Raw genomic sequence first — 25,415 nt, forward strand, 5'->3', positions numbered from 1 at the left:
TTTATAATATTTTAATATGGTTGGAGGAGGCGATAAAATGATTAATGATAAACTTCCGAAAATATGGTATGGCGGTGATTATAACCCGGAACAATGGGATGAAGCCACTGCTGAAGAGGACATTAGAATGTTTAAATTGGCTGGAATTGATGTAGCTACCGTAAATGTATTTTCCTGGGCATTGATTCAACCAGATGAGACGACCTATGATTTTGCTGGATTAGACAAAATAATAAATCGCTTATATGACAATGGTGTCTATGTTTGTCTGGCAACGAGCACCGGAGCTCATCCGGCATGGATGGCAAAGCGTTATCCGGATGTCCGCAGAGTTGATTTCGAAGGCAGAAAGCGTCAGTTTGGCGGTAGACACAATTCCTGCCCGAACAGTCCAACGTACAGAAAGTATGCTGAGCGAATTGCTGACAAATTAGCCGAACGATATAAGGATCATCCTGCAGTATTAATATGGCATGTTTCGAATGAATATGGCGGGTATTGTTATTGCGAAAATTGCCAAAAGGAATTTCGTGTCTGGCTAAAAGAGCGTTACGGGAATTTGGAAGCGGTTAATGAAGCTTGGAATACCCGTTTTTGGGGACATACCTTTTACGATTGGGACGAAATTGTGGCGCCAAGCGGTTTAAGTGAAGAATGGCAAGGTGGCCAGAATACTAATTTCCAAGGCATTTCCTTAGACTATCGAAGATTCCAGTCTGATAGTTTGCTAGATGTATATAAACTGGAACGGGATGCATTGAAAAAACATACACCGTCGCTGCCAGTAACAACAAACCTGATGGGACTATACCCAGAGCTCGATTATTTTAAATGGGGAAAAGAAATGGATGTCGTCTCGTGGGACAACTATCCATCCTTTGATACACCAGTGAGTTTGACTGCTATGACCCACGATTTAATGCGAGGTCTCAAAAGCGGACAGCCTTTTATGTTAATGGAGCAAACACCAAGCCAGCAAAATTGGCAGCCATATAATGCATTGAAGCGTCCGAATGTGATGCGACAATGGAGCTACCAGGCCGTCGCACACGGTGCAGATACGATTTTGTTCTTCCAGTTACGCCGTTCAAGAGGTGCTACAGAAAAATTCCATGGAGCGGTTATTGAACATGTTGGTCATGAACATACCCGTGTTTTCCGTGAGTCAGCTCAGTTAGGTAAAGAATTGATTCAGCTAGAAGATCAACTGCTGGATAGTCGTGTGCCAGCTCGAGTAGGTATAGTCTTTGACTGGGAGAACCGTTGGGCGATCGACTTGTCCAGTGGTCCGTCTGTAGCATTGAATTATGTCAAAGAAGTGCATAAATATTATGATGCCTTCTATCAGCGTAATATTCCTGTAGATATGATTAGTGTAGAAGAGGATTTAGAAAAATATGATATTGTCATTGCACCAGTTCTTTATATGGTCAAAGAAGGACATGCTGACCGGATCAAACAATTTACGAAAAATGGCGGTACATTTGTTACTACTTTCTTCAGTGGAATCGTAAATGAAAACGATCTCGTTACGCTTGGCGGTTACCCTGGTGAGCTTAGAGATTTAGTTGGTATCTGGGCAGAGGAAATTGATGCACTTGATCCATCTCATTTTAATGAAATAGTGATCAATGATTCATTTGGTGCTTTATCTGGTGAATACAAATGCAACATCCTGTTTGATTTGATCCATGCGGAAGGAGCAGAAGTGCTTGCTACATACGGCTCTGACTTTTATCAAGGTATGCCAGTCTTAACCAAGAATAAATATGGTGCAGGAGCTGCTTATTACATTGCGTCAAGTCCAGAACAGGCTTTTGTCCAAGACTTTGTCGATACCATAACAGCTGAAAAAGGAATCACTGGTGTGATGACATCAGCTTCAGGAGTAGAAGTAGCGATTCGTGAGAAGGACGAACATCCACTGGTATTTGTCATGAATCATACGAATGAAGCGGCAACATTTGATACAGGGGATATGGAGTGGACAGATATCCTAACTGGTGAAAATTATCAAGGCGTTACGGAAATAAAAGCAAAAGATACACTACTTTTGAAAAAATAGAAATGTTACACGGGAGGTAATCAAATGAAATTTACAGATGGTAACTGGTTAGTACGTGAAGGATATCAAATTCACTTTCCTAAAATAGTTCATGAAGTGGAAGAAGCAGATGGATCTGTGACTTTGTATGCGCCGTGTAAGTATCTGAATCATCGTGGTGACACATTGGATGGTCCCTTACTTACCATTAAGATTTCTGCACCGATGGAAGATGTTGTTCGTGTGGAGACGTGGCATTTTAAAGGCGGCCAAGCACAATATCCCAACTTTGATGTGGCAGATCAGGCAAACACATTAAATGTGGCAGATCAAGAAGACCATATCCAATTTGTAAGCGGTGGATTAACGTTAACGATCGCGAAGCAGAATTTTGCTCTGACATTTGAAAATAGTGACGGACGTTTAACAGATGTTGACGGTAAAGGCTTGGCTTGGATTGACGGTCCAGATCAAACAACTTATATGCGTGGTCAATTACGTCTTGGCGTTGGGGAGCACCTGTACGGTCTCGGGGAACGCTTTACACCATTTGTGAAAAATGGGCAATCAGTCGATATCTGGAACAAAGATGGTGGAACGAGCTCCGAACAGTCGTATAAAAATATTCCTTTTTTCCTTAGCAGTAAAGGGTACGGCGTGTTTGCCAATCACCCGGAGGAAGTGAGCTATGAATTGGGTTCTGAAATGGTTTCCCGTACTCAATTCAGTGTGGAAGGTGAATACTTAGATTACTACTTTATTAATGGTCCATCACCGAAAGAGGTAGTCAGCCGCTATACAGAACTGACAGGAAAACCCGCATTACCACCAGCTTGGTCATTCGGTTTATGGCTGTCAACATCCTTTACCACCGACTATAATGAAGAAACCGTCAATCATTTCGTAGACGGCATGGCAGAACGAGGTATTCCGTTAAGTGTCTTCCACTTCGATTGCTTCTGGATGAAAGAATTCGAATGGAGTAACTTTATCTGGGATCGCCGTAACTTCCCGGACCCAGAAGGCATGCTTCGTCGCCTTAAGGACAAAGGTTTAAAGATATGTGTTTGGATCAATCCATATATTGCACAAAAATCTGTCCTGTTTGATGAAGGAATGGAAAAAGGCTATCTGCTTAAAAAACCGAATGGTGACGTATGGCAATGGGATTTATGGCAAGCAGGAATGGGAATTGTTGACTTCACGAACCCAGATGCATGCCGCTGGTTCCAGGATAAATTAAAAGCATTACTGGATATGGGCGTTGATTCGTTTAAAACAGATTTCGGTGAGCGTATCCCAACCGATGTCGTTTATCATGACGGATCAAATCCTGCCAAAATGCACAATTACTATGCCTATCTATACAACGAAGTCGTCTTTGATTTGTTAAAGCAAGAAAAAGGAGAAGAAGAAGCGGTTGTATTTGCGCGTTCGGCAACAGCTGGCGGTCAGAAATTCCCGGTTCACTGGGGTGGCGATTGTGACTCTACTTATGATGCCATGGCGGAAAGTCTACGCGGGGGCTTATCGTTAACCACTTCTGGCTTTGGTTATTGGAGTCACGATATCGGTGGATTTGAAAATACAGCAACACCGGATGTTTTCAAGCGCTGGACAGCATTTGGTCTGCTTTCCAGTCACAGTCGCTTCCACGGAAGTTCGTCCTATCGTGTTCCATGGCAATTTGATGAAGAAGCAGTCGATGTAGCTCGTCATTTTACGATGTTGAAAAATAGTCTTATGCCATATTTATATGGCCAGGCAGTGGAGAATAGTCAATCCGGGATTCCGGTTATGCGTTCGATGCTGTTAGAATATCCGCAAGATCCATTATGCGAAACACTAGATCGACAGTATATGCTCGGTGATTCGATTTTAGTTGCACCTATTTTTAACGAAGAAGGAATTGGCTCTTTCTATTTACCAAAAGGTAATTGGACCCACTTGTTAACAGGTGAAGTCATCGAGGGAGGCACGTGGCTGAAAGAGAAGTATGATTACTTCAGCCTGCCATTGTTCGTTCGATCGAATACGATTATTCCAGTTGGGACAAGTGATTCGACACCTGTGTATGATTATACAGAAGAGGTTACATTCAAGATTTATCAATTAGATGATCGTCAAACAGCAGAACGTACATTAGTAAACGCAACAGGCGAAATAATCGGATCTGTATCGGCGACTCGTAGTGGAAATGAAATAAACGTAACGACAACTGGTATTGATCAAGCCTATCATGTCGAAGTAGTTGGTAGTAAAAAAGTTACAGGAAAACCTGGAGAAACAAAAATTGTAATCGAAGAATAGACATCCCCGGCTGCAGCTTCAATGCTGCAGCCATTTTTGATAAGCAAAAAAGTACAGTCATAGAAGTAATCATGCTAAACATGATTGATGGGTTCTTATAATATGGATTATGTTAACAAAGACTGTATTGCAAAATGATCTTTTTGATACAGATTATCTGCTTGGCAAAGCTCCGGAAATAGGCTCTCCCTCCTGTGGGCACGGCCCATAGCCGTCAAGTTAAGGTAATGCTGTTAAAAAGAAAAATGAATATGTTGCCGTAATAAATACAAGTTTTCTATGTGCAGTGATTCTTTGTAAGTTGAGTGTAAGATATCATTTATAATAGCTATTCCTGAAGTATTGGCACAAGAAATCGGATTTTTGACCACAAGAGTCCTTTTGATATCCTTGAGTGGTCATATTTTTGATTCTTATGGACAACTTTTGCCCTTTTCCTTTTCAACTGTCCATAAGATCCATTCTTATGGACAACTTTTGCTCTTTTTCTTTTCAACTGTCTATAAGAATGGATTATATGATAGGCCGAACATGTAAGACAGTTTAAGTGCAATTTTCTTTTTTCCTTAGCTTGACGGCTATGGGGCACGGCATCAGCTAGGGCTACTACTTGAATTGCAACTGTGCGGCCTTGTGCCGAGGAAGCTTACTTTGAAGCATTACTTACAGACGCAGGCACAAACTAAGTGGATCTTCAGCTCGTGCTGATTCCACGGGAGTCTCCGCCTATTTCCTACGCTTTAGGGAAGTGCTACAACGTATGGAACAGCAAAAAGCAGTGGTTCTAGGCATTTTTCTATAGCTATTATATATGCATACGATCAATATGCTATCTCTTACAAAAATTGTAGAGTCCACATCCTAGCGTAGGCCAACAACGTAGACTCCCGCGGGACAGGCAGGCGCTGAAGATCCACAAAGTCTGCACCTGCGTCTTCTAGTAACGCTTCGAAGTAGGCTTCCTCGGTGCAAGGTAGCAGAGTAGTGATTCGTGTAGTAGCCTAGCTTCAGCCGTGCCCCGCAGGACGCGGAGTGGTTGGACGGAGCGGTATTCTAGCACATGAAACATTTCAAAATTACCACTATGCAGCTAGCTAACATAATCCATATTAGAGGTAGTTGTATATCATTTATGTCAATTAGGACCGGGCGGGTTATGCTCGATTTTTCTATCTATCTCAAATGGTGGAAATCCAATTGTGAATCCGCTATCATTAATGTCGGGAGGGGATTATTATTGTAGATCACAAAATTATCATAGTAGGCTGCGGAGGCATGGCAAATATCTGGCTGGATGATGCACAAGCAAGAGCAAATGCAGAAATTGTAGCTCTTGTTGATCTAGATCGAAAAGCAGCTGAACAAAAAGTTAAAGAACGTAACTTAGAGGTGCCGGTCTATACGGACCTGTCGTTAGCAATTCAAGAGACGAAAGCGACATTAGTATTTGATGTTACCATTCCGGCAGCTCATAAACAAGTGGTTTCGACGGCGCTTCAGTCCGGCTGTCATGTATTCGGCGAGAAGCCAATGGCAGAGTCATTAACAGATGCCGATGCGATCATACAATTGACTGAAGCGACTGGCAAACAATACAGTGTGATGCAAAATCGTCGTTACTTAAAAGAAATTCGAACATTACAACATTTGATTGACCAGCAACAGCTTGGTGACATTCATACATTAAATGTCGATTTTTATTTAGCACCTCACTTCGGTGGTTTTCGTGAACAGATGGATCATCCGTTGTTAGTTGATATGGCGATACATACGTTTGATCAGGCACGATTCCTATCGCAAAGCAATGCTGTATCTGTCTATTGTCATGCCTATAATCCAACGGAATCATGGTATGAAGGCAAGGCTGCCGCTGTCTGTATTTTTGAGATGGAGAATGGAGCTGTTTTTACCTATCGAGGGTCCTGGGCTGCCGAGGGCTTACGTACATCCTGGAATGGTGATTGGCGGGTGATTGGTACAAGAGGAACAGCTACATGGGACGGTTTTGAACAGCTGGAAATGGAAACGGTCCAAGATGCCAATGCCTCCTCTTTTTTTCGGGACGTTCAACGTCAACAAGTCAGCAATACTTGGAATGGAAGGGAGCAGCATCATGGCTGCTTAGATGAGATGTTTACCGCACTGGAATCGAATAGGAAAGCAGAAACAGACTGTCATGATAATATACACAGTTTACGCATGGTATTTGCTGCAATTGAAAGTGCGAAGACAAATAAAAAAGTATATCTGTAAATGGGGGAAGCCAAAAAGATGAAACTGAAAAAAGATCAAAAATTGCTATTTATCGGAGATTCCGTAACGGATTGTGACCGGGCAAAGCCTCATGGTGAGGGACTTTTTCAAGCATTAGGTTCTGGCTATGTATCACTGGTAGATTCTTTCTTGCAATCAACGTATCCGGAGTTAGGTATTCGTACGGTTAATAAAGGACTGTCAGGTAACACGGTAAGAGATTTAAAAGCACGCTGGCAAGAGGATGTACTTGATCAAAATCCAGATTGGTTATCGGTCATGATTGGAATAAACGATGTATGGCGCCAGTTCGACTCACCATTTATCAAGTACCAGCACGTTTATATTGATGAATACCGTGAAACATTAGATGAATTAATCTCGACAACAAAGCAGTCTACAGGACAGATTGTATTGATGACACCTTACTACATTGAACCAAATGCTACTGATGAGATGCGAGCAACCATGGATCGGTATGGAGAAGTGGTGAAGCAGACAGCGGAAAAGCACCAGACATATTTTATCGATACCCAAGCAGCGTTCAATCATGTATTGGAACATTTATATCCGGCTACGCTCGCATGGGACCGCGTCCATCCAAATGCTAATGGACATACGGTGCTAGCGAAGGCTTTTCTTAATGCGATCGAATTTGATTGGAACAAAAAGTAACGAAGTAGACGAGGATCTATTCATAGTGCATGTTAATACCGATGATGAATCCACTCCATCGCATTTTTTACCGCGACTTCCTGGGTGTGCACAATAAACGGGTGATGGATTCCTTCGTGAAAACGAACAAATTGCTTATCTTTTATCGTAATAGAATTAAAAAAATGCTGAATAACATTGGGATGGACAATCGGATCATGCTGATCATAAATACATAATACCGGAAAACGGATCAACCCAGCATCACTGATCGCGTGCAGGCCATTGTGTACCAGCTCGGATAGCCATCTCGGTGTATATTCGGTATTCATCAGCGGGTCGATTCGCAAACTTTTTTCTTTTGGCAGATAAGGCTTTAGTTTTTTACTTTTTTCAATAATTCTTTGCCACTTCATCGGATTCAATGCCAATGATGGCGTAACACTTGCGAATATTTTCAAAATTTTTCTGCCGATAAAGGGAATCGGTACTCGTAATGCCAGGGCAGGAGAGGATAAAATGACACCATTAGTTTGATAACCATATAACTGGCTGTAACGAATGACAATTAGACCGCCAAGGCTGTGCCCGAACAAAAACACAGGACGTGCTTCAAACTGAGAAGTGATCAATTCTACTACGGCATGCAAATCCTCAACATAGTCATGAAATGTATTGATGTGCCCCCTCGCTCCTTCTGATTGACCGAAACCTCGCAAATCAGGAGCGACCACAGCGATATCCTGAGCAAGACATTGTTCAAATATCGCCTGGTATTTTCCAGAGTGCTCTCCTGCTCCATGAACTAATATAAGTACTGCATTTACTCGTTCAGGAACCCATTTCTGATAAAATAATTGTATACCGTCATTTGTTTCGATAAAATGATTCGAATACATGCTAATCGCCACTTTCCTTATAAGATAAATGTCATGATACTGTATAAAATAGTTGAGATGCCAAGAGCAATCAGTGCTGGAAGTAACTTATAGCGAGCATATTCCATTGCATTAATATTCAGCAAGCCAGCTATTGTATTATTGTTGTCACTTAATGGTGAAGCAATCGAACCAAATGATCCACTGGCAAACACAGCTCCTATCACCAATGGTAAAGAAGCATCAGCAGCTTGTGCAAGTGATATGCCAAGTGGCATCAGGATCCCCCATGTTCCCCAAGACGACCCGATAAAATACGAAACAAACGAACCGATTAGAAACATCACTGGTGGAATCAGCATTTGCGGTACCCAGTCGATGTTGTTAGTGACGAATGTCGAAAAGCCTAATTCCTCCGTGACAGAAGATAATGCCCAGACGACAGATAATAGTAAAATTACCGACATTAAGTTATTGCCAGCCTCAATAAATTCGTGGATGATTTTTTTTAGTTTCTGTTTTTGCGCGATCAGCATACAGATGGTAATCAGTAAGGTGAAGAAAAGGGCAACGACCATCGCCTGCAGGACATCTGCTTCAATAAATGCCTGGAAGGATGAATAGCCTTTTTTCACGCCATCCAGCCATGTTAATATTAGGGTAAGAACAATGACTAAGGAAACCGGAATAATCAGGTTCCATGGCTTACTCGGCAGCGCTTCGTCTTCTGCATGACTGGTCTCTTTAATCTGTTCCGGGTTGCGCGCTTCGCTGTCCACTTTCTTCGGGTGGCGGAACCAGACGAACAGAGTACCAATAATGATCATCGATATCGCGAAGAAATTAAAAGGGATACTCTGAATGTATAAAGAATAGGCGTCTGCTTCAATCCCCTGATTTTGCAATCCCATTTCAATAACGGATACCATATACCCGACAAAAGCGGTAGCGATCGGTATTAACACGATAACGGGTTGTGTGCTTGTTTCAATCATAAACGCTAGTTCTTTTCGCGTCATGTTAATTTTTTGTAATAAAGCTTTCATAATCGGTGCCACGGTTACGATACGGAAACTAGGTGCACTAAATGTGCCAAGTGTGGAAGCCCAGGTTAACAGCAGCGCCTGTTTTCTGGAATGAATTTTGGCGGAGGCTACGGACACAAACCCTTTAATTCCGCCTGATGCTTTCATAATCCCGACAAGTCCGGAGAACATATATAAAAAGATAATAATCTTCAAATTATTGATATCGGTCAGACTTTCGACAATGTATTGTGCAGCTTGTTCCATCCCGCCGACTAAGGATGGATTGATAATATAACAACCAACAATTAAACCTAGCGTTAAACCTGGAAATACCTGCTTGGTTTTAATAGCCGTGATAATAACAATACAAAATGGAATAAGGGCGATCCAGCTACCTTCCAATTAAATCATTCCTTTATGACAGTCTTTTTCTTTAGCATGGATGATTTGGCAGGAAACTATGCGATCGTTATTACCATTTATGAAGGAAAAAAGATATAATAAAGGGGAATTGGAGGATGAACAATGACGAAACAATTTAACGTAGAATCAAAAACAGAACTTTTACCTTTTTTAATAGAGAATATGGAGAATAAAAGCAGAAATGCGGTAAAATCGATCTTAAAAAGAGGACAGGTATATGTGGATGATCAAAGCATTACCCAGCACAATTACGTGTTAGAACCAGGTGTAACGGTGGCGATTCAATCCAATTCTGTCCATAAAGCAACGTCCTTTGACAACATGAAGCTGCTTTATGAGGATGAGTCGATAATCGTCATCGATAAAGCGACCGGCTTGTTATCGATAGCTACCGAAAAAGAAAAGCAAATGACTGCTTATAAGCAATTAACACAATATGTGAAAACAAAAAACAAACAAAATCGTATATTTATTGTCCATCGATTAGACCGCGATACATCTGGTGTGATGGTCTTTGCCAAGTCGGAGAAAGTTAAACAGCAGCTGCAAAATAATTGGAAATCTGTCGTGGAAGAGCGTACGTATGTAGCGCTTGTGGAGGGCGTTGTCCAGTCATCAAAAGACACCATTACGTCATGGTTAAAAGAATCAAACACCTTTAAGATGTACTCCAGTCAGCGTCCGGGTGATGGAAAAGAAGCCATCACCACTTATCAAATCTTAAAAAAAGGAACCGAAAAATCATTAGTTTCCATTCAATTGCAAACTGGCAGAAAAAATCAAATTCGGGTTCATATGTCAGACATCGGTCATCCGATTGTAGGAGATAAGAAATACGGAGCAAAAATGAACACGATTGGCAGATTAGGATTGCATGCGCAGGTGTTACAGCTGATCCATCCAACTACGAAAAAAAAGCTGCGATTTGAGTCACCAATTCCGAAAGAATTTAAGGTGTAAGTGCAATTATGTAAAAAAGTAGATATTTTTCCTTTTCGCTAGCAATATAAATCATATATAATAGGTGTGTATTTAAAACGTTTTCATAAAGATAAACAAATAGAGGGAGTTGGACATATGAATCAACTAGATCAATTGTTTAATCAATTCTACACCAATGCAATAGAAGATTCAGTGAAAGCAGTAGGGCCAGTGGAAAGAAAGCTGGCATTAAAGAGTAGATTGCTAGAATTGCTTGGTGATTTTTCTTATTTGGATGAAACGAGAGTAGATATGCAGCCTGAGTTAATGGAAACAGTGGAAGCTGATGGTTATATTCGGGAAAGGATTCTCTTACCGATTACTCAGATGATTGATATTCCTGTGTACGTGCTGACGCCATCGAAAAAGCAGGCGACTTATCCGGCTGTATTAGCACTTCACGGACATGGTGATGGAGTGAAAGAGGCACTGGGAGTAGGTGATGATGGGGAAATACAACAGGAACCGGGAATCCACAGTCAATTTGCAGTGGAGCTTGTAAAAAGAGGGTTTAAAGTTTTCGCGCCTGAAGTAATTGGTTTCGGTGAACGGAGACTGACCAGAGATATTGAGGAAGGTAAGCAGAATTCCTGTGAGGCGATGGCAACGAATCTATTGATGGAAGGAAAAACCATTGCAGGCTTGCGTATTTGGGAAGCTCGTCGTATCTTGGATTACATCGATACGTTAGACGACGTCGACCATGATAAGCAAGGAATTATGGGATTCTCTGGCGGGGCTTTGATTGCTGCTTACACAGCTGCACTGGATGCTCGTATTAATGCTACGGTGTTAACCGGATTTACCAATACGTTCAAGGGAAGCATTATGGCCATGCATCATTGCATTGACAATTATATTCCAGGTATTTTAAATTACGCGGAACTGCCAGAATGGATTTCATTAATTTCCCCTCGCAGTTTATTTATAGAATCAGGAGAGCATGATCGTATTTTTCCTAATCAATTTGTGAAAGAAGCGATTGCTGAAATTGAAGAATGCTATCATAACCGTCGGCACAATTTTGCCTATGATATCTTTCCTGGTGCTCATGAAATCAGTGGGCGGAAGGCGTATGACTGGCTGGTAAATCAATTAGGCTGATCGAACATTCAGCCTGATTGATTTTGAAAAAAGTGTATAAATAAAATGATTGCGATTTCATTTATGTGTAAGTATGATATACTCAACATAGAGAAAGCAACAATAGCAGGGGGATGGCGTCACGATGAAAAAGTTGTGGGAAACATTGCGAACGATGTCTTTTAAAGAAGCGGTAGATTATATATGGGAGTACTATAAGATACATATATTCGGTATCGTTCTTGGTATAGCATTTCTTGTTTCTATTCTAACTACTATCTTTCAGGAAGAGGAAGAAACCTATGAGTTGATGGTACTTAGCCAGATTCCTTATGATGTAACCGATCAATTCTCACAGGATCTCAACGAGAAATATTTTGACGGTTTTAACATTGTTTCTGATAATATCCTTTCTAACGGTGGCTCATTATCGGAGCAATCACCTGAACAGGTACAGAAATTAATGGCAAGAATTGCAACGGGAATGGTTGATATCATGGTAACAGATGAAACAATGGCCCAGGAAATGGCTGATCAGGATGGTTTAGTCAACTTTGAAGAGGTAGCTGATATGGAAGCCTTGGAAGCGCAAGGTGTGGAATTCTACCAGTTTGGCAAAGGAGAAGTACTTGGAATCGGAACGAACCAATTCGACGTATTCAACGACAATGAAGCATTCCAGGACCGCATCCTCATCATACCAGCCAGCACAGAAAAAAAAGAACGCACCAAGCAAATTCTCGAAACATTGCTAGAATCCTAAAGAAAAGAATCAACAAGTACCCACACCAGCTGCTTGTTGGTTCTTTTTTGTACGATAGGAAAGCATACATAGCGGAATCTACTAAAGGCCAAAATGCACTTAATAGTGAGTGGAAATATTTAAATTCAGGTTCCTATAATATAGATTATGTTAAGTGGAGATGTGTTGCCAAATGGTCATTTTGATATAGTTTATCTGCTTAGTAAAGCTCCAGAAATAGGCTCCGCGTCCTGTGGGCACGGCTTCAGCTAGGCTACTACTTGAACAGCACCTTTGCTGCCTTGTGCCGAGGAAGCTTACTTCAAAGCGATACTAGTAGACACAGGCACAAATGAATTGGATCTTCAGCTCGCGCTGATTCCACGGGAGTCTCCGCCTATTTCCTACGCTTAAGGAAAGTGCTACAACGGATGTAACAGCAAAAAGCAGTGGTGCTTAGCATTATGTTATTCAGAAGCTTATATTTATGGTGCACACAATATGCTAGCAATTCCAAAAGTTGTAGAGCTCCGTCTTAGCGTAGGCCAACCACGTAGACTCCCGCGGGACAGGCAGGCGCTGAAGATCCACTTTGTAAAGCGATCTTCTTTACAAAGTTAGCTTCAGCCGTGCCCCGCAGGACGCGGAGTGGTTGGAAGAAGCGGTATCCCAGCACATTAAATATCTCAATATGGATGCTCGGCTAGCAATGCCCAGTTGACATAATCCATATTATCAGTAACTGTTCATTTTTTGATTTGCTAGGACAAGTTTTGTATATAGTTGGTTTGTGAAATGGGAGTTGGGGGAAATAGGTGTAGTAGCAGAATCATTTATTAGTAAAACGTAGCAGGGAACACTGCCTATATCCATTATGGATCACTAGAGGTTCCTGCTTAATAGAGAATCGAAGAACAATGCGATTTTGAAGATAGTATGAGAAAGGAGACGGACAATGAAACTAGGATTATGTTCTGTAACGTTTCGTGATAAGAACCCGGAGCAGTTGATAGATCTGGCAATGGAAGCGGAACTAGATGCAATCGAATGGGGTGGAGATGTTCATGTACCACCTGGTGAATATGAAGTAGCTAAACAAGTAGGGGAATTAACGAGGTCACGGGATTTAGAAGTAAGCTCATATGGTTCCTATTATCGATTAGCAGATCACACAGGCAATGAGTTTGATTTTGAAACAATTCTCGAAACTGCCAGAAGATTAGAAGCACCTGCTATCCGTGTTTGGGCAGGTATGCAAGGCAGTGCCGATGCTGACCAAGCCTATCTGGAAAAAGTAGCAGAAGATGCGAGACGAATTGCAGATATCGCTGCGAAAGAAAATATTTCGATCCACCTCGAGTATCATGATGGGACGTTAACGGATACGAAGGAAAGTGCCAAACAATTAATGGAAGCGATCAATCATCGACGTGTGTTCCTGTATTGGCAGCCGTCGAACAATGTTTCTGTGGAAGAACGGTTGGCGAGCATTCAGTATTTAAAACAGTGGTTAAGTAATGTACATATTTTCCATTGGCGCTCTTATACCGATCGCATGCAATTGGCAAGCGGTATGAATGAATGGGAACTCTATTTAGAGAAAATCGAACAAGACCCGAATATGAATCGTTATGTCTTAATGGAATTTGTCAAAGATGACGACGATCAGCAATTTTTAATGGACGCTCAGACTTTGCATGATTTAAAAGCTATTGTGGATAAGAAAGCAACCTGATTTATTATCAGGTTGTTTCTCGTTGTACAAGCGATGTATCCAGGTAAACCTTCTTACATATTTCCCGTTCCTCCTGTAATCGTTCCATCATTAACTGAACTGCCGTTTTTCCCATTAACTCTTTTTCGATGCGAACAGAAGTTAGAGCAGGATAAACATATTTTGAGACACTTATATCGTTAATCCCTACTAAACGAACCTGCTGTGGAATTGCCACGTTTTCCTGGTTCAATGCTTTTAATGCTCCAATCGCCAAAGGATCATTTGCCGCTACAAAGCCAATGCTATTGAAGTTTTTTTCTGCTAGATATTGCTTCATCAAACGATAGCCGCTCTCCACATTAAAGTTATCCAGTAAAATTAGTTCCTCTTGTAATATTGCTTTGTCATGACAGTAAGCGCGGAAGTAATATTCCCGTAAATCGCTCATCCCCGTATTTTGAGGGTTCCCGCCAATAAAACCAATCTGCTCACATCCGCGATTCAGTAAATGATCGATAGCTTGCTTCATCACACTTTGAAAATCAATTAAAACAGCATCACAGCCATGGTGTGCGGTATCTGAATCGATTAACACGACATTCGTTGTCAATTCTTTAAAACGATTAATTTCGTTATCGCTAAAACGGCCAACGGCAATGATTCCATCAATAGTAGAGGGAATTTCCCCGATTTCTTTCGTTGTATATTTTAATAACCTCAGATGCTCCTGGTCTGCTTGTGATTCAATACCATGTCTGATCCCCATATAATATAAGTCTGTTAATTCTTCTGATTCGGTTACCCAATGGACAAACGCAATTCTTCTTGTTAGTTTTTTTCTGGTTGCTCGTTTTTGATAGGACATCGATTCAGCGATTTCGAATATCCGTTTCTTTGTTTCGTCTCCTACAGATAAAGTTGGATCATAGTTTAATACTCTGGAGACAGTGGCGATCGACACACCTGCTTCTTTTGCAATATCTTTAATAGTAGCCATTATGTTCACCCTTTTAGTAAAAACAAGTAAAATTTAACTTGACTAGTTTTACTAAATATTTTAATATACTACGTAAGAAATGACAATAATATTAGTAAAAATGTATTCGATTTCAATAAACGGGAGGCTTTTTTAGTATGTTTAACAAATCAAAGTTTGTTTATGCTCCGCCAGTAAATGGATATCCGGAATGGAATAACAATCCTGAAATTTTTCAACTGAATCGTATGCCACAGCATGCGTTAGCTATACCATTTTCTTCGAAAGAAACGGCTCTTGCTGGTAATGTGGAGAAAACCGATTATTATCAAAGTTTGAATGGAGAGTGGTCGTTTCATTTCTGTGAAAATCCTAATAAGCGAATCAAGGAATTTTATCAAAAAGACTATGACCGATCTGATTGGGACGCAATCCAAGTACCTGGACATTGGCAACTGCAAGGCTATGACTATCCGCAGTATGTAAATACAAGATATCCATGGATCGAACACGATGAGATTGAAGCACCTTTCGCTCCTGTCAACTACAATCCGGTAGGACAATATGTGAAAACTTTTTCGATCACAGAGGACTGGTCAGAAAAGCCGGTAATCCTCCATTTTGCAGGGGTAGAGGCTGCTTTTTATGTGTGGGTGAACGGTGAATTGGCTGGTTATAGTGAAGATACGTTTACACCTGCAGAATTTAATATTACTCCTTATTTGCAAGCAGGTGAAAATACGTTAGCTGTAGAAGTCTATCGTTGGGCAGACGCCAGCTGGTTAGAGGATCAAGATTTCTGGCGAATGAGTGGTATCTTCCGTGATGTATATTTGTATGCCCTACCTGCTATCCACCTGTATGATCATCGCGTTCGGACAACTTTCGATCAAAACTATCAGCATGCATATCTAGAAGTAGAAGCATCTTTACTGAATTATTTTGAGTCTGCATTTTCTGCGAGCCGTATCGAAATGGAACTGCTTGATGTTGAGCAGCAAACGATCACAAAGCAGACAATTGATTTTGATATTTCGAACAAGGAGACGGCTGCAATCACGACCCAAACACAAATTGACAGTCCACGTCAATGGAGCGCAGAGGACCCTTACTTATATACTTTAGTATTTACTATTATTGGTGATAATCAAGAAATATTGGAAGTGTTTTCGAGAAAAGTAGGTTTCCGTCAGTTTGAAATGATCGACAATATTATGTACATGAACGGAAAACGGATTGTCTTTAAAGGGGTCAACAGACATGAATTTACAGCTGACAGAGGCCGGGCCGTTACGAAGCAGGATATGATCGATGATATCGTGTTGATGAAGCAATATAACATCAATGCCGTTCGTACTTCTCATTATCCAAATCATCCGATCTGGTATGACTTGTGTGATCAATACGGCCTTTATGTGATCGATGAGACAAACCTTGAAACACATGGAACATGGTCATATGGTCAACAAACGCTGGAAAATACTGTGCCAGGCAGTAAGCCAGAATGGACAGATAATGTGCTGGATCGCTGTCAATCGATGTATGAACGAGATAAAAACCATCCGTCGATCATTATTTGGTCACTGGGCAATGAATCGTTCGGTGGGGACAATTTCTTGAAAATGTATGATTACTTTAAAGAAACCGATCCGACTCGACTCGTTCACTATGAAGGAGTGTTCCATTATCGTCCATCTGATCGCGCATCAGATATGGAATCGACCATGTATCGCAGTCCGCAAGAGTTGGAGTTCTATGCAACACAGCCAGGTGAGAAGAAGCCTTATATTCTTTGTGAGTACAGTCATTCCATGGGGAATTCTACTGGAAACCTTCATAAATATACGGAGCTTTTTGATCGATATCCTTCTTTACAAGGCGGTTTTATTTGGGATTGGAAGGACCAGGCACTGAGAACAACTACAGCGGATGGCACCGAATTTTTAGCGTATGGTGGAGATTTTGGGGAGTCTCCACATGATGGTAATTTTGCTGGAGACGGTTTGATTTATGCAGATGGGACGATTTCGCCAAAGTTAATGGAAACGAAAGCATGCTATCAAAATATTGGATTCGAGTTAGTAGATTTGGCAAAAGGTCAGTACAATGTGGTTAATAAACAATTGTATCAATCCTTGTCTGCATATCAGCTAGTTTGGACAGTAGCAGAAAACGGTGATGTTACAGAGTCAGGGATGTTACCGTTGGATGCAGCAGCAGGTGACTCTCAATTGATCACGATTCCTTACCAATTTGATGATTTTACTGCGAATAAAGAACAAGTCATTACGTTGCAGGTTATCTATCATGATTTACCATTCTGGGCAGAACCGGATCATGAAGTAGCATTCGGACAATTCTTTGTTCCTGCGGTAACGTCAGTAATAGAGAGTGAAGATGGGGAATTAGACGTAGAGGAAACGGCTAGTCACTATGTGATTAATGGAGCTGGATTTACGCTTTCTTTCGATAAAGAAACGGCATTGATGAATTCCTATATCGCGGATGATACCGAATATTTGAAGCAGCCGATCACACCAAACTACTGGCGTGCGATGACAGATAATGATCGAGGTGCTAAATTTGATGAAAAAAGCGTCGAATGGAGACAAGCAAGTCTAGAGCGACACTTGAAAGATGTGACCATCAGTGAAGATGGTGTGGGAGTTGTTGTGGAAACAAGCTTTTATTTAGCAACTGCAACGGTATCATACGTGAAGCTTATATATCGAATTGATCCGTCGGGTAAAGTCGAAATCGAGCACCAGCTGCAGCCAGGGGAAGAGGCATCCGATATTCCAGAGATCGGTTTGCGTTTCGAAATGGACCAATCGTTCGATACGATCAAATGGTATGGAAAAGGACCACATGAAACATATTGGGATCGTCAGCACAGTGGGAAAGTAGCCATCCATGAAGCGAAAATAGCTGATCAACTGGAGCCGTATTTAAAACCGCAGGAGAGTGGAAATAAATGTGGCGTACGCTGGAGTGAGATCGTTAATGGCGAAGGAAAAGGCTGGAAGATTAGTGGTGAACCAGTAGTGGAGGTCAATGCAATACCTTACACACCTTTTGAACTGGAAGAAGCAAGTCACCATTATAAATTACCATCAACTGATAAGGTATCCATTAGGGTAAATGGCTGGCAAACAGGTGTCGGTGGAGATGACAGCTGGGGACAACATGTTCATCCTGAATACCGTTTATTTACGAACCGTACGTACAGTTACAAGTTTACGCTCACAACGGTTTCAAGATAATTTTGTATTTATGATTGGAAAAGCGTATAATATAGGTAAACCCATGAAAGGGAGTGCCACATGGCTTTCTTTAATAATGAAAAAGAACCAGTAAAAAATGTTGAAACAAACGTTTGGTCTTGTGTCAGCGATGATTGCCAAGGATGGATGAGAGAAAATTATTCTTTCGACGAAGAACCATCCTGTCCAATCTGTCAGTCAGAAATGAAGAAAGAAATACGCGTAATTCCCGAATTGAAATAGAACGGAAAAAAGAAGCTGCATCACTGCAGCTTCTTTTTTTATAAGTCAAGAAAGTATAAATTTTAGGCTATATGATGTTCGCTGACAGAAACGGCAACGTCCGGCTCCAGCGCCCAGAGACTAGGCGACTTCGCGAAATCGCCCTACGATAAGTCATCATCGATTCGCAAGCTCACCGTGATTCCTTTATCTCAGTTGATTCGCTCCACTCGCTACGTCTCTAAACGGGCGCTTGCGCCTTTGTTCCGAAGTGAATGAATATAATAATTAACATAAATGCTAGATAGTCGTAACCTGCGAGGGCATATTTCCGGAGCATTGCTAAGTACATTCCGTATGTCAAAATAACCACTTTGTCTAACAGTCTTGTTCCACTCAATATAATTCCTATTATAGGTAGTTGCGTAAATTTACTGACGGGTAGCTTACTGGTATATTTATTTATGTCCATTCCTCAAAGGATTTTGTATTTGAGCTAAACCTTTTAGTTTATTGAGTAAACAAAGAAATCGTTTTCTTTATAAAGTTAATTTATTTAATCATTATCGATAAAAAGTATTGATTTTTTGTAATCGCAAGCATATAATCATGGTAGAAAGCGATTACATCTTACTGCAGAGGGTGTAACTCTTTAGTTTTACAGAAACCGGTTTCCTCTTTTGCTTCATTGTGCTACTCATCAATTTAACCAGCCTTGTATTACTACGTATTAACTCATCTTAGAAAGATTTCAAAATTGTTGTGAAAACGGAACATTACAATTTAAATGGGGGTTCGTAGGATGAAAAAGTGGTGGATGCTTTTAATAACACTTGGATTAATTATGGTTTTGGCAGCTTGTAGTGACGATGACACCAATGGTGATAGTTCATCAGATGAAGGCAATACCGGTAATGAGGAAAAAGCCAGTGGAGGAGACGATCAAGTCGAATTAACGTTTTGGGTATTTGGAAGTGCCGGGTATGATGTGTTGGCAGAAGAATACATGCAGGAAAATCCGAATATCAAAATCAATATTAACGAAGGCGAAATGGAAGATGTACACAATAACTTGTTTACATCGATATCTGCAGGTAGTGGTGCGCCTGACATCTCCATGGTAGAGGTAAGTAATGTAGCCAAGTTCATGGAGGCAAGTGACCGTTTTTATAATTTATATGAATATGGTGCTGAAGAAATAAAAGGTAAATATTTAGACTGGAAATGGCAACAGGCAGAAAGTGTTGATGGCTCATTCCAATTAGGCTTACCAACTGATATTGGGCCAACCACCATGTTTTACCGCACAGATGTGATGGAAGAGGCTGGATTACCGACTGATCCTGAAGAATTAGCGGCACAGATTGATTCATGGGATGCGTATTACGAAGCAGCTAAAACCATCAAAGACAAAACAGGTAAACCAATTAGCGATAGTCCTGAATTAATGTTTAATGCTATTCGTGATCAACAGGAATCTCAATACTTTAACGAAGATGATGAATTAATTATGGAAGATACAGTGAAAGAAGCATATGACTTTACCACAAAAATGATTGAGGAAGGGCTGATTGGACAAAACGCTCTTTGGACACCTGAGTGGGGAAGCGCGATGGAAGAAGGAAGCTATGCAACATTAATTGGAGCTCCTGCCTGGATGATTGCCAATGTGAAAGGAAATGCGCCTGAATCCAGTGGCAAATGGTCTTTGACTACAATACCGGAAGGAGCCGGTAACTGGGGAGGTTCTTTCCTTACCATTCCAGCTGAGTCAGAACATCCACAAGAAGCGTATGACTTTATTGAATGGCTGGTATCACCAGAAATCCAATTGAAATCGTTCCATAATAACGGACTGTTTCCATCTGCTCCAGAAGTTTATGAAGATGAAGAATTTCTAGCAACAACGGATGAATACTTCAGTGGCGCTGAAACTGCCAGAATTTTTGCTGAAGCGGCTGAATCTGTCCAGCCTGTTTACATGGGTGTTAATTACTCGATTGCTAATGCAGAGATTGTTACTGCTCTTACGAATGTTGCTGTTGAAGGTGCTGATCCACAGAAAGAATGGGACGCAGCAATAGAACGAATTGAATCACAATTAGAACGGCAATAGAATGTGAAATCGGCAGCTGGAGGATAGTTAATCACTTGAATCCAGCTGTGTTTTTCAAGGAAAAGTATTCACACAGTGAGAGAGGAGTTTGCAATCGTGGAGCAGGTAAAGGCGCAGTCGCAAAAACGAAGGAAGTTCTGGAATGAAGAAAGAAAAGAAGCATTTTCTGGTTATCTTTACATTTCGCCTTTTTTTATTCTGTTTGCTGTATTTGGTTTGTTTCCGATTCTTTTTAGTTTCTATCTGGGCTTTCATAAGTGGAATGGTCTCGGTGAAATGGAGTATGTTGGTTTGCAGAATTTTAAATGGATTTTGACCGATCCGATTTTTTGGAAATCTCTTAGTAATACGTTAATTATGTGGGTGTTGGGAACATTACCACAAATATTAGTAGGAATCGTGCTTGCCTATGCACTTAATTCCGCGATCATAAAGATGAAAGGCTTATTCCGGGTTTCTATTTTTATGCCATATGTCACCTCCACCGTAGCAGTTGCTATTGTTTTTGGTGTAATGTTTAACAGTCAGGAATTTGGATTGATGAATGTCATCTTAGGATGGTTCGGCATGGATCCGATGAGCTGGTCCACCTCTGAATGGGGTGTGAAAGTAGCGATTTCCGCCATGGTATTCTGGCGATGGGTTGGCTATAACACGATCATATATTTGGCAGGACTTCAAGGAATTCCGAAAGAATTGTATGAAGCATCGGTGATCGATGGTGCATCTGTCAGGCAGAAAATTCAATTCATTACCATTCCTATGCTGCGTCCTATAATCATACTGACAGTGTTCACTTCGACGATAGGTGCCTTACAGTTGTTTACGGAGCCATTAATATACATTGGACGCTCTTACCGAGAGGAAGGTATCACGGTAGTGTTGTATTTATACAGGGAGGCATTTGCGAATCTTGCCTTTGGTCCGGCTTCGGCAACAGCTATTATTTTATTTATTATTATCATAGTGCTGTCCAGTATTAATGTATTCATTACAAACAGAATAGGACGTTAGGAGGAATAAAATGAAGCTTTCATTTCCGAAAATGTTTATTTATCTTATCTTAGCTGCTGCCGCCATTCTGTCCATTTTTCCATTTTACTGGATGTTCGTAATGGCGAGCAACCATAATAGCGCGATTAACAGCTTGCCTCCAGCGTTTATTCCTGGCGCGGAGCTCGTTACTAACTTTAAAAATGTTATCAGTACGATCGAATTTTTTGGAGCAATGTGGAATTCCTTACTGGTGTCTACCATTACAACGATCGGTGTTTTATTTCTTTGTTCGCTTGCTGGTTATGCATTTGCAAAATTACGATTCAAGGGCCGAAACTTTTTATTTATTGCCATTTTAGTTACGATGATGATACCACCGCAATTAGGATTGATTCCACAATATATCATCATCACTAAGCTGGATTGGTTAAATGACATGAAAGCAATTATTTTTCCAGGATTGATTGATGCATTCGGCATTTTCTGGATGCGTCAGTATATTAGCAGTAACGTACCGGATGAGCTAGTGGATGCCGCTAAAATAGATGGCTGTTCGCACTTCCGGGTGTATTGGAACATTGCTATACCCGTTGTTATTCCAGCCTTTGCGACACTGGCGATCATCCGGTTTATGTATATTTGGAATGATTTTCTCTGGCCGTTAGTCGTGTTGAGAGAAGAATCTTCCTATACCATTCAAGTAGCGCTAAGAGGTTTAATTGATAATTACGTGCGGGATAATGGTATGATTATGTCAGGTACCTTTTGGGCAACCGTACCATTAATTATTATTTTCTTATTACTGAACAAATTATTTATTTCTAGCTTGACAGAAGGAGCTGTTAAAAGCTAAAAATAGAGTATTAGTAAATTTAGCACATTAAATGACAGAGGGATTGTATCTATGAAATTAACTATACGAGAAATAGCAAAAATGGCAGGGGTTTCACCAGGAACTGTATCAAAAGTTATTAATCAAACAGGCAGCATTAGTCCGAATACAATACAAAAAGTAAAGCGAGTAATTGAAGATACTGGTTATCAGCCGAGCTTTTCAGCGAAAGCGCTAGCAACGAAGAAATCGAATATGATCGGGCTGATTTATGCAGGGGAAGTACATGTAGAATTTAATCATCCTTTTTTTAATCAGGTCATCAATGCCTTTAAAAATTCGGTAGGGCAGCTCGGCTATGATATTCTCGTTTTTTCCAATCAGTCTTTTAATATTGGAAAAGAAGATTATGTTGCTAGAGCGAAGCACTATCAGTTAGATGGATGTTTAATTATTGCAGGGGAACATATCGAGGAAGCCATTTATCAATTAGATCAAAGTGATATTCCTACTGTCGCAGTCGATTTAGAACTATCTGGTGATAAATCGAGCTATGTGATGGCAGATAATGAAAAGATATCGAGACAAGTAGTGGAATATTTTTATTTGAATGGTGTTCGTAAGGTCGCTTTTATTGGCGGTCAGGAAGATTCTGTGATTTCAAACGTACGAAAAGATGCTTTTGAACAGTCCATGAAGGATTACGGTATGGATCTGCGGAAAGAGTGGATGAAGTATGGTAATTATTTTGAAGACAGTGGTTACCAGAAGATGAAGGAAATCATCGAGTCCGGTCAGATTCCTGATGCGGTTTATGCAGTCTCTGACATGATGGCTTTAGGTGTGATCAAAGCAATTAAGGAGGCAGGTTTCACGATTCCAAATGATATCAAAGTAATTGGTTGTGATGATATTGAGGCATGCCGATACAGTGATCCTGCGTTGGCCACAGTCAAGCAGGATCAAGTGAAAATTGGCCGGCTGGCTGCAAACATTTTGCATGATTTGATCTGTGAGCGAACGGTACAAAAAGCGGTATATGTAGATCCGGAACTGATCATTCGAAGATCGAGTGAAATGTAATAAATTTCATGACGTGGACAGGTTTATTATTTTAGAAAAAGGCAATAATGGTAACATCTAATTCTAAAATAATAAAGAAAAAGTAGGTGATGAGATGAATCAATCAGAGCCAATCTTTTTTAGGGTACTTAACGTCATAGCGGCATTCATTACCTTACAGCTGTTCTGGTTTTTCTTCTCTTTAGGGATTATTACGATAATTCCCGCAACCATTGCCATGTATGCGGTGGTCTTGGAATGGTCTAAGAATGGGATCGAACTCGGCATTTGTAAGACTTTTTTTCATTCCTTTAAATATTATTTCAGAAGAACGCTATTTTTGGGATTATATGTAGGAGGAATAACGGTTATCCTTGCGCTAAATGCCAGCATATTACCAGCATTAACAGGTTCCCACCAACTTTTCATGCAAGCTGTCTGGTTGTTCGCGGCAAGCATTTTTCTCTTTATACTGCTTTCCATTATGCCATTAGTTGTGACTTCACATTTGAAAGGGTTAAAACTGTGGAAGCATGCTTGGATCGCGACTTTTACCATATTGCCCGATATTCTGCTTGTTGGTTCGATTGCGGTGGTCTTTGCAACGGTCAGCTTATATTTTCCAGTAGCAGCAGTGGCATTAATCAGTCTGTTTGCTTTCATTCATATGAACATATGGCAACGGGCAGTGAAGAAATTGCCACAAGACTTTTTGGATCAATGTTTATTAAAATACCGTTATCGTTAGAAGCTTCTCATCGTGAGGAGCTTTTTTTACAGGTAAGAAAGCATAAAAGTATAGTGATAGAAGAAATCAATGCCGAATAAGAAGATGGGTTCTTATAATATGGATTATGTCAAGGCTGTATTGCCGAATGCTCATTTTGATATAGATTATCTGCTTAGCAAAGCTCCGGAAATAGGCTCCGCGTCCTGTGGGCACGACTCATAGCCGTCAAGTTAAGGAAAAGAGAAAAGAGAGCTTAAACTGTCTTACATGTTCGGCTATCATATAATACTTTCTTATGGACAGTTGAAAAGAAAAAGAACAAAAGTTGTCCATAAGAATGGATCTTATGGACAGTTGAAAAGAGAAAGAGTAAAAGTTGTCCATAAGAATGGATCTTATGGACACTTGAAAAGAGAAAGAGCAAAAGTTGTCTATAAGAATGAATCTTATGGACAGTTGAAAAGAGAAAGAGCAAAATTTGTCTATAAGAATGAGTCTTATGGACAGTTGAAAAGAGAAAGAGCAAAAGTTGTCTATAAGAATGAATCTTATGGACAGTTGAAAAGGAAAAGGGCAAAATTTGTCCATAAGAATCAAAAATATAACCACTCAAGGATATCAAAAGGACTCTTGTGGTCAAAAATCCGATTTCTTGTGCCAATACTTCAGGAACAGCTATTATAAATGATATCTTACACTCAACTCACAAAGAATCACTGACATAGATAACTTGTATTCATTACGGCAACATATTCACTTTTCTTTTTAAAAGCATTACCTTAACTTGACGGCTATGGGGCACGACTCAGCTAGGCTACTACTTGAATTACTTCCTTGCTGCCTTGTACCGAGGCAGCTCACTTCGAAGCGATACTTTCAGACGCAGGCACAAACTAAATGGATCTTCAGCTCGCGCTGATTCCACGGGAGTCTTAGCTTATTTCCTACGTTTTAGGGAAGTGCTACAACGTATGGAACAGCAAAAAGCAGTCGTGCTAGCACTGTATTTCATCAATTATGGTGTGAATCTTGCAGATAGTGCTTCATATCCTAGCTGTTGCATAAATTGTGGAGCGGTATCTCAGCACATGAATCATTTCAAAAT

19 protein-coding genes are annotated in these 25,415 nt (G+C 40.6%); 16 read left to right on the top strand and 3 right to left on the bottom strand.

The window, feature by feature from the left end:
• Positions 1–37: 37 nt before the first annotated feature.
• The 4 genes from MUN87_RS21195 (at position 38) to MUN87_RS21210 (ending at position 7,282) form a co-directional block, all read left to right on the top strand.
• Positions 38–2,065, top strand: coding sequence for a beta-galactosidase (locus tag MUN87_RS21195; protein WP_244743834.1), 2,028 nt, complete (start codon positions 38–40; stop codon positions 2,063–2,065).
• A 24-nt stretch (positions 2,066–2,089) separates the two neighbouring features.
• Positions 2,090–4,354: an alpha-xylosidase gene (yicI, locus tag MUN87_RS21200; protein ID WP_244743835.1), complete on the top strand. Its 2,265-nt coding sequence runs from the start codon at positions 2,090–2,092 to the stop codon at positions 4,352–4,354.
• Between the two features lie 1,275 nt (positions 4,355–5,629).
• Entirely contained in the window at positions 5,630–6,607 is a 978-nt protein-coding gene (locus tag MUN87_RS21205; RefSeq protein WP_244743836.1) for a Gfo/Idh/MocA family protein, read from the top strand.
• Between the two features lie 18 nt (positions 6,608–6,625).
• Positions 6,626–7,282, top strand: a complete 657-nt coding sequence (locus MUN87_RS21210; protein WP_244743837.1) for an SGNH/GDSL hydrolase family protein — start codon at positions 6,626–6,628, stop codon at positions 7,280–7,282.
• A gap of 32 nt (positions 7,283–7,314) precedes the next feature.
• On the opposite strand, the gene MUN87_RS21215 is transcribed toward MUN87_RS21210, so the two are convergent.
• Together MUN87_RS21215 and MUN87_RS21220 are read right to left on the bottom strand one after the other, a co-directional pair.
• Complete coding sequence (locus MUN87_RS21215) at positions 7,315–8,160, bottom strand: alpha/beta hydrolase (RefSeq protein WP_244743838.1); 846 nt, start codon at positions 8,158–8,160, stop codon at positions 7,315–7,317.
• A 17-nt stretch (positions 8,161–8,177) separates the two neighbouring features.
• A complete protein-coding gene (locus tag MUN87_RS21220) occupies positions 8,178–9,569 on the bottom strand; it encodes a Na+/H+ antiporter NhaC family protein (RefSeq protein WP_244743839.1) in 1,392 nt (463 codons plus the stop codon).
• Between the two features lie 123 nt (positions 9,570–9,692).
• On the opposite strand from MUN87_RS21220, the gene MUN87_RS21225 reads away from it, so the two are divergent.
• The 4 genes from MUN87_RS21225 (at position 9,693) to MUN87_RS21240 (ending at position 14,131) form a co-directional block, all read left to right on the top strand.
• On the top strand, positions 9,693–10,550 hold the full coding sequence (locus tag MUN87_RS21225) for an RluA family pseudouridine synthase (RefSeq protein ID WP_244743840.1): 858 nt from the start codon (positions 9,693–9,695) through the stop codon (positions 10,548–10,550).
• 117 nt (positions 10,551–10,667) lie between these two features.
• Positions 10,668–11,675, top strand: a complete 1,008-nt coding sequence (locus tag MUN87_RS21230; RefSeq protein ID WP_244743841.1) for a dienelactone hydrolase family protein — start codon at positions 10,668–10,670, stop codon at positions 11,673–11,675.
• Between the two features lie 124 nt (positions 11,676–11,799).
• Positions 11,800–12,417, top strand: coding sequence for a hypothetical protein (locus tag MUN87_RS21235; protein WP_244743842.1), 618 nt, complete (start codon positions 11,800–11,802; stop codon positions 12,415–12,417).
• Positions 12,418–13,351: 934 nt separating this feature from the next.
• Positions 13,352–14,131, top strand: coding sequence for a sugar phosphate isomerase/epimerase family protein (locus MUN87_RS21240; RefSeq protein ID WP_244743843.1), 780 nt, complete (start codon positions 13,352–13,354; stop codon positions 14,129–14,131).
• A gap of 7 nt (positions 14,132–14,138) precedes the next feature.
• On the opposite strand, the gene MUN87_RS21245 is transcribed toward MUN87_RS21240, so the two are convergent.
• Positions 14,139–15,110 carry a LacI family DNA-binding transcriptional regulator gene (locus MUN87_RS21245; protein WP_244743844.1) on the bottom strand — a complete coding sequence of 324 codons (972 nt, stop codon included), beginning with the start codon at positions 15,108–15,110 and terminating at the stop codon, positions 14,139–14,141.
• Between the two features lie 137 nt (positions 15,111–15,247).
• Between MUN87_RS21245 and lacZ the strand changes: the two genes are divergently transcribed.
• The 8 genes from lacZ (at position 15,248) to MUN87_RS21285 (ending at position 24,994) form a co-directional block, all read left to right on the top strand.
• Positions 15,248–18,352, top strand: a complete 3,105-nt coding sequence (gene lacZ / locus MUN87_RS21250) for a beta-galactosidase, LacZ type (protein ID WP_244743845.1) — start codon at positions 15,248–15,250, stop codon at positions 18,350–18,352.
• A gap of 60 nt (positions 18,353–18,412) precedes the next feature.
• Entirely contained in the window at positions 18,413–18,595 is a 183-nt protein-coding gene (locus tag MUN87_RS21255) for a cold-shock protein (RefSeq protein WP_244743846.1), read from the top strand.
• Positions 18,596–19,376: 781 nt separating this feature from the next.
• The gene (locus MUN87_RS21260; RefSeq protein WP_244743847.1) at positions 19,377–20,690 is read left to right on the top strand and encodes an extracellular solute-binding protein; all 1,314 of its coding nucleotides are present in this window, start codon (positions 19,377–19,379) and stop codon (positions 20,688–20,690) included.
• 96 nt (positions 20,691–20,786) lie between these two features.
• On the top strand, positions 20,787–21,704 hold the full coding sequence (locus MUN87_RS21265) for a carbohydrate ABC transporter permease (RefSeq protein ID WP_244743848.1): 918 nt from the start codon (positions 20,787–20,789) through the stop codon (positions 21,702–21,704).
• A gap of 10 nt (positions 21,705–21,714) precedes the next feature.
• Positions 21,715–22,539 (top strand): carbohydrate ABC transporter permease, encoded by an 825-nt coding sequence (locus MUN87_RS21270; RefSeq protein ID WP_244743849.1) that lies wholly within the window; start codon positions 21,715–21,717, stop codon positions 22,537–22,539.
• 51 nt (positions 22,540–22,590) lie between these two features.
• Positions 22,591–23,601: a LacI family DNA-binding transcriptional regulator gene (locus tag MUN87_RS21275; protein ID WP_244743850.1), complete on the top strand. Its 1,011-nt coding sequence runs from the start codon at positions 22,591–22,593 to the stop codon at positions 23,599–23,601.
• Between the two features lie 94 nt (positions 23,602–23,695).
• Positions 23,696–24,328 carry a DUF624 domain-containing protein gene (locus tag MUN87_RS21280; protein ID WP_244743851.1) on the top strand — a complete coding sequence of 211 codons (633 nt, stop codon included), beginning with the start codon at positions 23,696–23,698 and terminating at the stop codon, positions 24,326–24,328.
• A gap of 336 nt (positions 24,329–24,664) precedes the next feature.
• Complete coding sequence (locus MUN87_RS21285; RefSeq protein ID WP_244743852.1) at positions 24,665–24,994, top strand: hypothetical protein; 330 nt, start codon at positions 24,665–24,667, stop codon at positions 24,992–24,994.
• Positions 24,995–25,415: the final 421 nt, after the last annotated feature.

This window comes from Gracilibacillus salinarum (assembly GCF_022919575.1).
GTDB lineage: Bacteria > Bacillota > Bacilli > Bacillales > Amphibacillaceae > Gracilibacillus > Gracilibacillus salinarum.